A 14255-nucleotide genomic window follows, 5' to 3' on the forward strand; every position below is an offset into this window, starting at 1 on the left:
TATATTATATAGCAAGAATCGACTTCACAATTCAACTGATTCATTACAAAAGTAGATTATAATAATTCTCTCCTAACATTAGCATACGGCATGTTTTTTAATTTATTTATGGTCTCTTTCACAATAAAAGCTTGTTCATCTTCTAACTTCTCTAATTTGCTTACTTCTTTGAGAAAAAAAGCTAAATTGGTTAGATAGCCAACATGCTTTCGAGAAAGAGTGTCTTTGACAATATTGATAATATCTATTAACATATTTTTGGAAATAACAGAACTGTTTTCACTTGCAATAAATGCAAATGCACGAATAGCTTCACTAGACACTTCCACGCTTGTATCAAATACCGAAAAAAATAAGTGTTTAAGTAACTTTTCATTTCCTTCGTCTATATTTTCAACTCTCCCCATAAAACGTCCAATTAGATAAGAATATTCTGTCCGAGTATTTAAGTTAAAAGATTGAATTCCACTTAAAAGTTGTTGTTCAATCTTCTCCTTCATCCCATCTAAAACAGCAAAAACCTCCAGTGCCTGATAAGCGTGTCTATCCCACTTATAATATTTTTGAACTTTCTCAACTACATCATTCATACCAATTTTTTTATCCAAAAATAAATTACTTAATAAAAGAAGAAACGCCCCCGTTATTCCTTCTTCTTCTTCTGAATAAGCCGTAAAGAAGCTAAGTGGTTTTCCTTTTTGGGCATTTTCAATCTTTTCTTCTGTAAGCTCTATTAATCTATTTATTTGTTCTTCTTTCATTTTATCAGCAACTTTTGCTAGATAGAATAGTAAAAACATATCGTTACTCGATTGATGTTTTCCAAATTTATCAACTCCGCTTGTAATAATTTCTGAAATTAAGGTATCGTCCACCTTCTCTTTTACTAAAGGAGAAAGTAGAAGCTTCTCCTCGATAGAACCTCTATCCTCTATAAAAAGATGTTGCACTACTTTACTTATTTGATAATCCTCTAAAATCCCCTCTTTGATCCAATCATAGATAAGGTTACAGCAATAAATATCATTTACAGAAAGGACAATTTCAAGGAATTCGCTAGATATTAATTTACTCCCTCTAAATTCATTCCAAATCACATTTTGCAACGGCCTAATAAGCCTAAAACTTATGGGCATTTCCGCAATCCACTGTATTAATGTTTCTAAGATTTTTTGGTCCTTACGATAAAACAAACACGTAACCATAACTTGAATGATATTCTCTCTGATCGAAAAAATGCGACCAAGTCCCGTGATAGAATCTTTTAATTGATACAAACATCCTTGAACTTCTGAAATTTCTTTATCGAATAAGAAAGGAAAAATTCTTTCCCATAAATTTAGTAAAGTTTCGATCCATGTTTCCAACATAGATAAGTCTTTACTATTTTGTTGCGACTTACAATGGTCTATTAAATGTTTAGCAGACATAATTGATTGATTAAAAATATTTCTGTAAACTTGATCTTGTAATTCAGATATTTTTTTGTAGTGAAATAAAGCAGATATCTTCTTGTTAAAACCAAAGATAAGAGATAACGAAGCCGCTTTTTCATAATTATTATTTTCTACGAAGATATCTGTTATAACATCAAATGTTGTCCCCATTAAACTTTGGTCAGGAAGACCATTGTATTGATGAAACCAAATGGCTTCGTATACTTTATAAATCGCCTCTGATTTAAATGAATGGAAACTACCACTTTCTGAAACAAGTCCTTCTTTCCAATTTTTATAAACTGTCCACCACTGCTCTTTAATCTCCCTTACTTTTTCCCATTGTTTAAACGTTGGATGATCCAATTCTTTTAATTTATGCCTCAGATTATTTGAAATTCGAATAGTAGATTCCTCATCTTGCCTTGATAACTTCATATTTTCGGAGTAGTTATTGGAATGTAAATGTATTTTTGACGCTAAAGCTGTATAGGTATTCCAATCGTCTTTTTTCTGCATACCACTTTCGATTGCTCTATTGTAATAATTCAATGCTATAGCAAGATCCCCATTAAAATAATGTATAGAAGCTAATCTATTTAGCCAAAGAGGATTATGCCAATCAATAACTATTTGATGGAGTAAAGTTTTGATCATGTTAAAATTAAAAGACAGTTTTTCTGCACAAATCTGCCAGTATAGTAGTTCATTTTTATAACTCACTGAAATATCTTTATAACTATTCAAACTATTTCGAACATGTTCTTTCACTTCATCATAATTCCCATAGGCAAACAGCTTTTCAGCTTTGTCTGCCAAAAGTTTATACAAAAAGTCTTTATCATAAAACTCCTGTGTATTTTTCAAGAGATTAATTATAAGATCACTCAAGGAAGTTTCATTTATTTTATTAAACATTATAGAAGGCTCATATAATGTTAATAGAATTTCAAGTTGCCTACTTGCCTCTAAATCAGGAAATATATTATTGAAAAACGGAACGAGCCTATTAAACAAAATATCAGAGGAGTATTTTTTAAATTTGGACAAAATTTTTAACAATTCTTCTGTTTTTTTATCTTCCCAAGTCCCCGGTAATATTAAATTATCAATACTTTCAATTATTGTATCAATAACTTCAGTAGATTCATTGTTTGTATCCTGAAAATTTGATTGCTTAAAAAAATTTATATATTCCCTTAAGCCCGTTACATAAGCATTACCACGGTCTAAAAAACCTGCGGTTGAAATAGGAAGAAGTATTATGTTTCTTTTTTCCCAGTATCTATAGGTATAAACATCTATATCTTTATCGAAAATAAATGCATATGCTTTTTTCTGGTAATTCACAGTCAAAATGTCTCTAACCCATCCAACTATAGATTTAAAATTTGTATCTGTTAAACTGAATCCAACAAAAACAACAATGTTTTCAGCAAATATCGACCTTATTTTTAAGTGTAGTAATGGATGATTATTCTCAAATGTCCGATATTGTTCCTCTGTGAAAATTATGCTGTTGGGGCTTTCCATACTTCCATGCAATTTATACACTTTGACAGGAGAAGGCTTAGTAGACAGGTCCAAATCATCGATTATTACATCATGAAAAATATGAAGTTCATCTAATGTCTGCTCAATAAGGCAATCTTGATTGGTTGTAATAAACCCACGCCATTTTGCTGAATCACTAATCTCCATAACCTCTCTATGTATTGCTGAAGGAACATAGTCTTTATAAGGTACCGCCTCTAAAAGTTCATGGTAGAACCGCTCTCGACCAAACTCTTCCTCAAACAATTGGGCAATAAACAGATGGTCTCCAGCCACCCTACTTGAAATTTGGTCTGATGTCTCATTTGGCCACAACTTTAATGCTAATTGATTCATAAATCCAGGCCAAGTTTTGAAGCTAGTTTCAGTATTTACTGTCTTAGGTTCTGCGTTCTGTGAAAATCCCGCACCAATGAACAAATAAGCATTTTGCATTTCTAATGCTTCTTTTATAATTTTCAAATGCTCCTCGTATTTCTCAATATTACCGCTCACTCTTCTACTTCCTTTCAAAATATATTTTTTTGATTCTATACCTATTGTTTTAGGAAAAATTATACATCAAATTGTCGAATGGTTCTATGCAAAAAAGCGAGAGATCTATTTTCGCTCTTCTAAATACGCATCCTTCCCTCACTGCTCCAATATACCTCTCAATATATCTATACCACCGACTTCACAAACCTTATGTATGTAAATAAAAATATGTTCCCGCACTCAACTCTAAAGCGTTTTTTTGAATGCAGGAACATATTCAAGTTGCCTCTTAAACCCTCGTACATCAATGCTTCTGATCTCGATATATTACTACCACGCACTCCACGTGCCTTGAGTGTACAAAAATGATGACCCTAAGGCCTGGTCGCCCCTTGGCGGAAAATCTATCGTTTTTAGATCAGAGTCTTTATGTCTTTCTTTTTTTATTTTCTACTGAAAGTGTCCCTCCTGATCCATCTGCCCCAAGGCAGTCTTGGTTTTTCTGACTTTCTGACAATCCTGTCAAACATAAAACCAGTAAAATAATTTATTGCTCAACTACCCCAAAATCATCCACATAAACATATGCTGTACCAGGATTCTTGTAAGCATACACTGTTGCCCTGGTAGCGCCTGCTCCGGTTGTAAAAGGAATGTTTACCATTGTCCAGGATGTACTGTCAGATGTTGCGGATGCATCCGTTCCTTCAAAGCCATTAACGCCAATCTGAATCCGCTCTCCTATGTCTGCCTTAACCCAGGCGGTACACATATAGCTGGTATTAGGACTTAGCCCCGTAAGTACCTGCTCGATACCATCTTCTCCGGGTCCCAATCTAACACTCTTAGAGCCGCTTCTTGGTACCGATACACTTGCAGCAGTATCTGAATATGTTGCTGCCCATGGTGAGATTATCCCTTTCTCGAAATCAGATTGCCTTACGTTATTATCATAAAGTAAGCTGACACTCTCAAAAACCGGGTCCGGAGATGAAGAAAAATCATGCCCGGCAGTCCAGTCAGTTCCACCGAACTCATATGCTCCAATATCCGGTGCCGCACCAACATAATCATTCGTGATTCCAGATATTACAACCCCTGCATTAATAGCTGGAGAAGTAGACTGCAACCTGAAATCATATGCTGTGGGATTCACAAATAACGGATTGGTTTCTGAGGTAATATTATTTCCCTCTATATGAGTACCAGGCAGTGTAAAGGCTGTAGTAAAGATATTGTTGAAAATTCTGTCGCCGTACATATCTGACTGAAAATTACTTCCCCAATATCCTACATTTCCGTTACTGTAGGTGGTATTGTTATAAATCAGGTTAAAATTACTGGGTGTGTTCAATCTTATCCCTGTATAGTTTCCCCATACAACATTATGATGCACAATATAGCCCTTGCTACCGTTATCCAGATAGATACCAGTGCCGGAATAATTCTTTGCCAGATTATCATGGATGTAATTATGATGAATTACCGTCCCTTGCCCATCCCAGGCAAATTCATAGAGTATTCCGCAGTCTTTTGTCAGCTTTCCTGCATTGTACAGATTATTATATTGTATCTGGCTGTTTTGGGTAGGCATAAATATCAGATGACGCCCAGCGTTATATACCGTATTATGACTGATTAGATGGTTTGCCCCCAATAGATAGATTGCCGGAATATCCGCTGCCGAATAATTTGCTTCATGAATAAGATTATTAATTACCTTATTTCCTGTTCCCTCTATACTCACCAGATTACCGGAACTGTAGGTCAAAGTACTGTCTCTAAGCTCATTATTGGTACCGGACATAAATATCCCTGTACTGTATTGTCTCGTAACATCCGAATCATGACTGACATATTCCGCAATCATATTAGAAACTTTACAGTAATTAGAATTCGACATTTTAATGCTGGAGGCAAAGATATTAATTCCGGTAATATTTATGTAAGATCGGGAACTTAAATCAAATGCATAAGTCCGCTTCTTTGCTCCTACTGTCAAAGTATTCGGATCAACTCCACCAGGTGCCCATAAATAAAGTCTGCCAGTAGTGCTGTCATAATACCATTCTCCCGCACTATCAAGATCTTTAAGGTTACCAGTAATATAATAGCTGTTACCGCCTGTCGCTGCAGTATCTATTTGATCAAAGGTAATGGAGCCGTCACTTGAGCTGGTAATGGTACTTTTATAAGATTTGTAGCCTGTTCCCGGAACACTCCAAACCGTTTTGCCAACCCAGTATCCAGGTGCCTGAGTTAAGTTTCCATCCTTGATGGTTGTAGTGGAACCGGAATCAACTGTTGCATATGTTGAATTTAAGGGATCAAGTGTTGGTGAATTGGGCCATCTGGCTTCAAATTGCATTTGCTTATTAACAAATATCTGATTTTTTGTTCCAAGGGAACCCTTCATTTCCGCATAATAGATGGATCCGGAGTAATTTTTCCAGCCAGTAACCGGATCGGCACCGGATACCGTTACGTTCTCTCCTGTATAAGCCTCAAAGTTTATGGGTTTTGCAGAACTTCCGGAAGTATGAAGTGTTACTGTTTCCCGGTATGTACCACCTCGTATGATGCAGGTATCTCCGGCTTTCATGGTATCTGCTGCCTTTTGTATGGTTTTCCATGGATTTGATAGTGTACCGGTTCCAGTGATGTCATTCCCCGTTGTAGAAACATAATATACGGAATTTGCCTTTACAGTTTCCACACCCAGATTAAAAGTAAATACATAAATCATCATAATTACAACTAAAAATCTAAAGCCTGTTCTCTTATTCATAGCTTACCTCCTGGAATGAATTCTATTTTTAGATACGGCTTCTACGCTTGGGCCTAAGTTCACTGCTAGGTATGTTCTAATATAGAAATTTGTGTATATATAAGCCCTTAATTATTTAATCGACTTATACCGACTTAAAGTTTATGATTCTTTCGGCGAAGCTTCTCCGATACTGAACCCATCCAGCCATTTCATTGACCATGCATGGTATTATTTTCTTTCCGAAATGGGTGCATGAGCATCCAGAGATTAAAGTACGCTATCAAAATGATTTCATCCCTCTGATGGAAGAATCGCGTGAAAAGTATCAGACTTATCCGAAGCATGTAGTTCCTGAATTCGCATATATTACTTTCATTGAAAATGCAGGTGTGAACAACGAGAAGTTGATTGCCCAGGCACCTTACGCGGGCATGACAGATGATATTCGTGCGGGTAAGGTGCAAGCATAGTCAATCAAGACGAATTGAACTAAAAAGCCTGAGCCTGTGTCCCATAACGTAAGACAAATTAAAACACCTACCAACCTGGTCATACCCTGTCTACTTGACAGGGGTATGACCAGGTTGGTAGGTGCCCAGCATCTTTTTTAATGTTCTCTATAACCATCTAATCTCCATTGGCTATTCTTCTTTCTCTTTTTCATCATGAAGCATCATCTCTAATACAACATATACAAACTGTGCTCCGTCCTTCATGCCCTGCCAGTACAAAGCTTCATTCTCCAATGCTTGCTTGTAATGATGCTTATCCTCCCATTCCGAGAATTCAGGTCTGTTCACAATATCCATCTCAGAAAGTCTCTTCGATTCCTCTGGGCAAGGCATCAGGATCAATATTTACGCTAATTCCCAGTCGGGTCAACAACCAGGTTCTGAATCGCACTTTTACCGCTTCCATTATTCCCCGCAAATACATACATTATTGGTATATGTTTATGCATGAGAACATCCGTATCCGCAACAGGAACAATGTCTCCATTGTTGTATTCTTTTACAATTTGGCCATCCGGCGTTTTATATACAATATAGGTATCGTTCGCTTTCGCATCCAACTTGGCGCGATCTCCTGTAAGCTTAATCAATTTCTCCAGATCTTTAAATTTATCCAAAGGGTTCACCTTCCCTGCATCTGTATTTATTTAAAGTAATTGCACCACAGCAAGTTGATTGCACGTCACAGAAGGGAATAACCTTATTGAATGAGGAATTCTTACAGGTAGCGTACAAAGAAAAGAACGCCAAACTAGGGACGCTCTCTTGAATACTCACATTTTCAGTTAGATACATCGGATGTGTCCAACCACTTTAAATCCAAAAAAATCGAAACATTTATTTTGTTGTGCCATACCTTATTTCTATAAACTTTTCCCCAGTCGTAAAGGACATAGGAAGCTACAATTAAGCACCTCTATATATCGACTCGACATAGCTTTACTACGGCCTCAACGTGTGTCGAGAGGATGGAACGGATTTACTTGAAATTAACTCGTTCCATTTTAAAAATAATAGTTCAATTTCCTTCTATTTCTTTTTCAGCTAAGCTAGCATGCTCTCTTTTTAGCAAAGAATAATGATATTGATCGCATATCGAACCATCACTAAACCAATAATGCTCTCGATAAGTTCCATCCAGCTTAAAATGGAATTTTTCTAATCATTTTATAGAAGCTTGATTACATGCTGCAACCGTTGCATAAATTTTGTTCAACTCCAAATCCTTACGTTCAAAAATGGTATCTATAAATAACTCTAGCAATACATTCGCATATCCTTGTTTTCTATGTTTTAGAGGCAAGTAGTATCCGATCTCGGCACTTTTATTTCGAGAATTATAGTCAAAAAGCTGTATCTTTCCTATCCGCTTATTACTGTTACTTTTATCAACCAAGATATATATTAATTGCCCATTTGCAAGCCTTTTCAGTACATTCTCTTTATAATTGTTATATGGAGGAAGTTCGATTATGGGTCGGCAAGTATGTTGCTCTTTTTCGCTTTCAGTAAGACTCCAATCATATAAGTCTGGTAAGTAATCTTCAATATTCCCACCAGTTAAAAGTACAAGTCCTCTTATCATTCTATCACTCCATTATTTTTAAATTTAGATCGTTTGGATAGGGTATCATTTTGGTTTTAAGTATCTATTTTGGCAGCATGGAAAAGCATCGAAATAGCAAACCATGTGGCGTATTACCATATTCCTATATTAACTCTTGTTACACTTCCCTCTCATCCTCCTACTTCCAAAAATAAACATAGTAAATCCCCCAACCAATGGTTCATTCTGTAAACTAAATCTCTCTTTTAACCGATAAATACATATGCTGGGTTGTTTATTAAATATCGCCTCTCGTCCCTTTTTAGCGTACAAACCTTGTTATACATATTTATATTGACTCACTGTTATACTCATCTGCGGCTTCTTTAATCAAAAGCAATTTCAAGAAGACGTGCTTTACTTAGAAATACCCATCGCATCTAGAAAGGAGACATGAACTCACTTGAGCGTATTATCAGATGGGATCGGATATGAAAGCCTACGCTTTTATGGTCCCTTTCAGCCATTACACATCGAACAACTTCAAATAACACGCGCCATTAATGATCATGCCTTTTTACATATCAATGGCATGCTCTCCGAAGAACAGGGAGCAGCTTGTATCGGTCAAAATATGGAGCAAGAGCCGATTGTGATTCGTCAGTTGGATGAGCAGGGACAATCGCTGAGAAGGCTGTTCCATGGGATTGTTACACGTATGTCCGTACACTGTGTGCGAGGCGTGTATACGTTTGAACTGGAGGCCGCTTCCCATTCGCACCAGATGGATATCAAACGTAAAAGACGCTCCTACCAAGATATTCATCGTACCTATGATGATTTGGTCACTGCGCTGGTTCGAAAATATCAGTACGGAGATGCCATTGATACGGTAAGCCACTATGCCAAACTAGAGACATTTGTTTTACAATATGATGAGACGGATTGGGCGTTTTTAAAACGCCTCGCTTCTCGCTTTGGTTCCGTACTTGTGCCAGAGGTAACCGCAGCTTCGCCCAAGGTTTTCTTCGGGATGCCTGAAGGCAAGCAGCATAAGGTAGAGCGGGATGTATTTTATCGAGTTCGGAAAACGTTTCATGAGTTGGATGCGGAAAAACCAGGCGAACGTGCTGACTCATATGTCACCTATATGATTGAAAGTCTGCAATACTATACGCTGGGCGACCTCATTACGTTACCCATTGGACAAGGTAAAGAGTTGGTCGTGGTTCGAGCAGTGACTACGCTAGCGGACGGCCTACTGCGCACCCGTTATGATCTTCAAGCTGAACAAGATATCCGCTATGCGCGGTATGAAAACGATCAGGCTACTGGAATTTCGCTGATAGGAACGGTACTGAAGGTACAGCAGGATTTCGTCCAGCTTCAACTCGACATTGATCCCAAGCAAGACCCGGCTAAAGCCTGCTGGTTCCCTGTAGCCACCCGTTATGTTGCCGAAGAACATAGCGGCTGGTACGATATGCCTGAGATCGGGGAACAGGTGGAATTGTATCTGCCAACACACCGCGAACAGGATGCCTATGTAACGGATTCGCTGCGACAACAACGCCACACCCATGGACAGCCGAATGTGAAGGTATGGCAACATATTCAAGGTAGCGGCGTAGAAATGTCTGAACATGAACTGACCCTATCCACCTCCGGTGAATTTTCCATTACACTGCATGAAAGTAGCGGCATTACCATCAACAGTCCGGGGAATGTGCAGATTCAGGGTGGTCATGTGAAACTGGGTGCAGGCGAGGAACTATCACTCGAAGCTGGCACGGCGCTATACTTAAAAGGTGGAGCCAGCAGCATGGTACTGGATGGTGAGACGGATACCAAAGCTCCGGTGATTTATCAGGAGGGTACGGTGAAAGCTCCTGTTTTCGTAGCCGACCTCCCTCCTGTACCTGAGCCCCCATTGATGAGCATCAAAGCATTTGAAGCAGCTCAATCAGCAGCCAAGGATTCATCTAGCAGCCAAGCCTCTACCCCTAAAGCAAAAGTCACCAGTCCAGCAGAGCTTCAACAGGCGAATGCCATGATGGGGACAGTATCCAAGCTATTAGGCTCCATTCCAGTTATGGGGAAAGTGGCTGGCGTTGTTGTGGGAGCGCTAAGTGGACCTGCAGCGGGTGTGATTCTGAGGGCAACCGCAGCGATCCCTGTTCGGAGCAAAGGAACCCCTACCGTTGGAGGCAGTAAGGGGAACGGTATTCATCCGTTGAAACACTTGGCTGGTCTAGCATTACAAGGGTTAATTACTCAGTATGAACATGAGCAAGCGAGACATGCCTACTATAGCAAATGGATTCTGGGGAAAGTGTATACGAGCGCACGTCAAATAGTACATTCCGGCAGCCGATTAGAGCTGATCCAAAACTTGCTGACAACATCGAAAACCATGGTTCATGCCTATCAACAGGTACCTAAAAGTGTTAAAGATAGAATGCTGAGGGAATATAAAGAACAAGAAAAAGCAAGGGCTGAAGCTGCTCTTAAAGCAGAAAAAGAAGCTAGAGCTAAAGCCCTTAAAGCGAAAAAAGAAGCTGCGCCACCAGAGCTTACAGATGAAGAGTATGAGAGAATTTATAGTGATTATGTCTATTGGGCTTCATTAGAAGGTGATCGCAGACCTGAAATTCCGCTAGGAAGCTACCGTGCTGAGGACGGGGTGGTTCGTATGGCGAATGGAGATCCAGATTTTAAATACTACGATGACTGGAAACAAAACTATCCAGGAGATTTTTTGGTTCTATCTAATCAAGAGGGCATCACACCGGAAGAACAACGATGGATGAGCTATGCAAACCTAACAGCAGAGCCGTTTGCACTCGACGGTCGAGGTGGTGAAGGTAGAGCCTTTAAAAATGAATTCTCCAAAATGAGCAAAGAAGGGGCATCTGAGAACGCTAGGCTCGCAAGAGAAAATGTGAGGGGAATCCAACAGCGAATAGATCAGAAGAGCATCACCACAAAAAATGCATCCGAACCTATTGAGAACGCATCAGAAGTTATGCCTTCAAAAGCAGGCAAACCCAAGGAGAAACCTCCTAAAACTGAGGGGACGGGTAAGATTGATGGAATGCCCCCTATAGTTCAATCAAGAATAAACTTAAGAAATGGAACTGCAGAGGAAGGAGCAGGATTTAACCACGTACTAGATAGGCATTTTAACCCCAATAAGAATGCTTCCCAATTCTCGGTTACACCCGGTGAACTAAAGAGCATTCTTCAAAGTAAAGAAGTTGTGAGTACACCAGTTTCAAAAGTTTTATATTCAGACATAAAGTTAGCAGATGGGTCAATTGAAAAACAAGCTAGATATGTGAGGGAAGTTACTTTAGACTCTAACATAGGAATTGACAAGTTTAGTGGTTCTTCAACAAATACTATGACTGTATTAACCGATAAGCATGGAAATCTAGTTACTGCTACACCGGGGGTGATAAAATGAAACTCATAGGAAGTAAACAAGAACAAGATTTCAGAAAGGAATTAGAAGGTTCAAATTTGCTTTTGGCTAAAGACGGAAAAGCCGAAAAAATATTGAATGTGTTAAGAGTTACCTTTGGAGAATTAAAAAGTGCATATATTTTGAATTGGACACCTGAACAAGGCGAGGACATATACACAATTTTGGTTGACATTGATAAAATCGCTAAAATTGAAATTAGTAGAGTCAATCATTCGGAAGTTCCTTTAATTGAAACTTACAATCTGAGAGATTTCCAAAAACGTTTGAGTAAAATATTCCAGATTAAATTAGCCGTGGCGATTGATATAGCGAAAACGGAACATCAGGAAGGGTAAATATTTTGAAACCTTGATTGGCGTCATGCCTTTCAAGGTTTCTTCTTTTGGAGGGGGTGGGTGACGAATGAACCCATTATTCAAGCAATAACACATATAACCCAAGTAATACCCGTATAAAGATTTCTTCATAACACAGCAATGCTTTAACTTTATAACCTAAATAACGCTACTACGTTACATCAAACAGGTTGATTATGGTCAGATACCACCATGATTGACCTGTTTTTTGTTTTCTTTGTTTTTTGATTTTTTTATTTACTCGCAGCTCTGTAAATTATGCTACCCTGATAGGGAGAATGGAATACCAATAAATACCAACTTTTAGGATAAACACCACTACTATTAAGGGGACGGGTGATCTTAACCAATCTGGTACAAAGTATTATAATCCAAAATACATTACTTGGATGATTGGAACGATATAGTCGTTGAATTAATTCCTGAGAATTTAACAGAATTCAAAACATACGAGGAGGAAGAGTTATATCAAAATATAGATGCGTCAGTCGACGCCCTACTGCGAGGTATTTATGACCTTGTATCAGTCATGCGTACGCTGTAATCGAAGGATACGGCGAAAGCAGTTTGAAATCTTTGGAGAGAATTATAAAGCTCATGATAGATTACGATTTCCCATTGCCAAGTATCGACCCATTTCTAAAATTTTCTATAGAAGAAAATAGAGGATGGGGTGACAAGTTTGATGGTACAAAATTGTCTAAAATTCTTTAACACGGAAATTGATTAGTTTAAGTGTACCTAAACATTAAACTTTCAAAGCTTATTCCAACTTCAATCTATGAGTTGGGATAAGCCTTTTTTCTAAAGATCTAGCTGATTTATATATACACACAGTTAGCCCTATAACAGATTTCACAAAAATATTGTCGTGATCACGATCACGGTTTAGACTGTAAATTTAAGTTAAAATACAAACAATTTTAAATTTATTTTATCTAAAACCAAAGATACTCTGATGGATCACAAAGAAAAAACAAGGAAGTGTACAAAGATGAAAAGAACTGATTTACCTCTTGTCTATTCTTGTTCTGGATGTTCCTCCGCAGCACAAACCGCTAACATGATCGCTATACAAATGGATCGAGAAAAAGTCGCTGAAATGTCCTGCATAGCTGGTGTTGGTGGTGATGTCAAACCACTTGTCAGAACAGCAAAATCGGGACGTGACATTATTGCAATTGACGGCTGTCCCTTGTCCTGTTGCAAGAGTTGCTTAGCAAGGCATGAAGTTCAAGCCAAACACCATTTCCTGCTGTCTGACTTTGACGTACCCAAGATAATAGGAGAAGATCCTAACCCTGATCATTATAGGAATGCTTATACACAAATCTTAGAACAAATTGGACAATAATTCTTAATCAAAATGAAGGTGTGTATCGAAGGATGGCTTACCTTTTTTTTAATTCCTTCAAGGTGTTGGGACAGTATACAGTAAAAGTATAGCTGGCTCTTATTATGTAACAATATCGTAAATTAGTTTTTACTGGTGGCTCTTAACACACCTTTAAGGGCCACCAGAATTTCTATTACATCATTTCAGCAGGTAGTCACCTTTAACGCATTCTACCAAAAAAATGATTGCATTTATTCTCCGCTAAAGCTTTTAGCCCATTCAGCAACCCTACGACTGCTTTCTTCTTCTGACAAATCCTCGATCCTAGTCATAATAGACCATCTTACTCCACAAGGATCCAGTATACTTCCGAATCGATCACCTGAAACAAAGTTTGTAACTGGTTCCCTTACTTTCGCTCCTCTTGTTACCGCATTTTCAATGACCTGATCCACATTCATGACGTAAATTCCGAAAGAATAACACGCATTGTCTCCATCTGGTGGCAAGACCAATTGATATGTCGGATTCGCTGCTCCCAGCTGCAAAAAACCATTTCCAAAATCTAATTCAGCATGAACAATGATTTTATTGCCATTCTCATCAGGAAATTCAGTAATATCCTTAACCCTTGCATTGAAAACACTTTTATAAAACTCTATTGCTTCAGAAGGATTCTTCACTGTAATAAAAGGGGTAATAGATGTAAAGCCGTTGGGCATCCCCTTCTTTGTATATTTACCTGACACTCCCATATATTCTCTGCTTTCAGTCATTTTGA

At 38.2% G+C, this 14255-nt stretch carries 9 protein-coding genes and 1 pseudogene; 4 read left to right on the forward strand and 6 right to left on the reverse strand.

Features of this window, described 5'->3' with window-relative positions; all coding sequences use genetic code 11:
• Positions 1-56 precede the first annotated feature (56 nt).
• Complete coding sequence (locus MLD56_RS18385) at positions 57-3485, reverse strand: SIR2 family protein (protein WP_241113404.1); 3429 nt, start codon at positions 3483-3485, stop codon at positions 57-59.
• A 529-nt stretch (positions 3486-4014) separates the two neighbouring features.
• Positions 4015-6255: a right-handed parallel beta-helix repeat-containing protein gene (locus MLD56_RS18390; protein WP_029515600.1), complete on the reverse strand. Its 2241-nt coding sequence runs from the start codon at positions 6253-6255 to the stop codon at positions 4015-4017.
• Between the two features lie 200 nt (positions 6256-6455).
• On the opposite strand from MLD56_RS18390, the pseudogene MLD56_RS18395 reads away from it, so the two are divergent.
• Positions 6456-6707: pseudogene (locus MLD56_RS18395) on the forward strand (phenolic acid decarboxylase); the annotation flags it as partial.
• A gap of 171 nt (positions 6708-6878) precedes the next feature.
• On the opposite strand, the gene MLD56_RS18400 reads toward MLD56_RS18395, so the two are convergent.
• From MLD56_RS18400 to MLD56_RS18410, 3 genes are all read right to left on the reverse strand, one after another.
• A complete protein-coding gene (locus MLD56_RS18400; protein ID WP_017426816.1) occupies positions 6879-7046 on the reverse strand; it encodes a hypothetical protein in 168 nt (55 codons plus the stop codon).
• A gap of 53 nt (positions 7047-7099) precedes the next feature.
• The gene (locus MLD56_RS26015) at positions 7100-7366 is read right to left on the reverse strand and encodes a hypothetical protein (RefSeq protein WP_029515602.1); all 267 of its coding nucleotides are present in this window, start codon (positions 7364-7366) and stop codon (positions 7100-7102) included.
• A gap of 545 nt (positions 7367-7911) precedes the next feature.
• On the reverse strand, positions 7912-8334 hold the full coding sequence (locus MLD56_RS18410) for a GNAT family N-acetyltransferase (RefSeq protein ID WP_049816897.1): 423 nt from the start codon (positions 8332-8334) through the stop codon (positions 7912-7914).
• 424 nt (positions 8335-8758) lie between these two features.
• Here MLD56_RS18410 and MLD56_RS18415 point away from each other — a divergent pair, with 424 nt between their 5' ends.
• The 3 genes from MLD56_RS18415 (at position 8759) to MLD56_RS18425 (ending at position 13492) form a co-directional block, all read left to right on the forward strand.
• On the forward strand, positions 8759-11761 hold the full coding sequence (locus tag MLD56_RS18415; protein WP_241113405.1) for a contractile injection system protein, VgrG/Pvc8 family: 3003 nt from the start codon (positions 8759-8761) through the stop codon (positions 11759-11761).
• Positions 11758-12117 carry a hypothetical protein gene (locus tag MLD56_RS18420; RefSeq protein WP_029515603.1) on the forward strand — a complete coding sequence of 120 codons (360 nt, stop codon included), beginning with the start codon at positions 11758-11760 and terminating at the stop codon, positions 12115-12117. Before MLD56_RS18415 ends, MLD56_RS18420 begins: the two co-directional genes overlap by 4 nt.
• A 1015-nt stretch (positions 12118-13132) precedes the next feature.
• On the forward strand, positions 13133-13492 hold the full coding sequence (locus tag MLD56_RS18425) for a putative zinc-binding protein (protein WP_029515604.1): 360 nt from the start codon (positions 13133-13135) through the stop codon (positions 13490-13492).
• 233 nt (positions 13493-13725) lie between these two features.
• Here the strand turns inward: MLD56_RS18425 and MLD56_RS18430 are convergent, their stop codons facing one another.
• Positions 13726-14250, reverse strand: coding sequence for a VOC family protein (locus tag MLD56_RS18430; RefSeq protein WP_029515605.1), 525 nt, complete (start codon positions 14248-14250; stop codon positions 13726-13728).
• Positions 14251-14255: the final 5 nt, after the last annotated feature.

The organism is Paenibacillus peoriae (assembly GCF_022531965.1).
GTDB lineage: Bacteria > Bacillota > Bacilli > Paenibacillales > Paenibacillaceae > Paenibacillus > Paenibacillus polymyxa_D.

Bases quoted from the DNA above. Each gene is read 5' to 3' on its own strand.
- MLD56_RS18390 (WP_029515600.1), bottom strand. From the start codon at position 6,255: ATGAATAAGAGAACAGGCTTTAGATTTTTAGTTGTAATTATGATGATT.
- MLD56_RS18400 (WP_017426816.1), bottom strand. From the start codon at position 7,046: ATGGATATTGTGAACAGACCTGAATTCTCGGAATGGGAGGATAAGCAT.
- MLD56_RS18410 (WP_049816897.1), bottom strand. From the start codon at position 8,334: ATGATAAGAGGACTTGTACTTTTAACTGGTGGGAATATTGAAGATTAC.
- MLD56_RS18420 (WP_029515603.1), top strand. From the start codon at position 11,758: ATGAAACTCATAGGAAGTAAACAAGAACAAGATTTCAGAAAGGAATTA.
- MLD56_RS18425 (WP_029515604.1), top strand. From the start codon at position 13,133: ATGAAAAGAACTGATTTACCTCTTGTCTATTCTTGTTCTGGATGTTCC.
- MLD56_RS18430 (WP_029515605.1), bottom strand. From the start codon at position 14,250: ATGACTGAAAGCAGAGAATATATGGGAGTGTCAGGTAAATATACAAAG.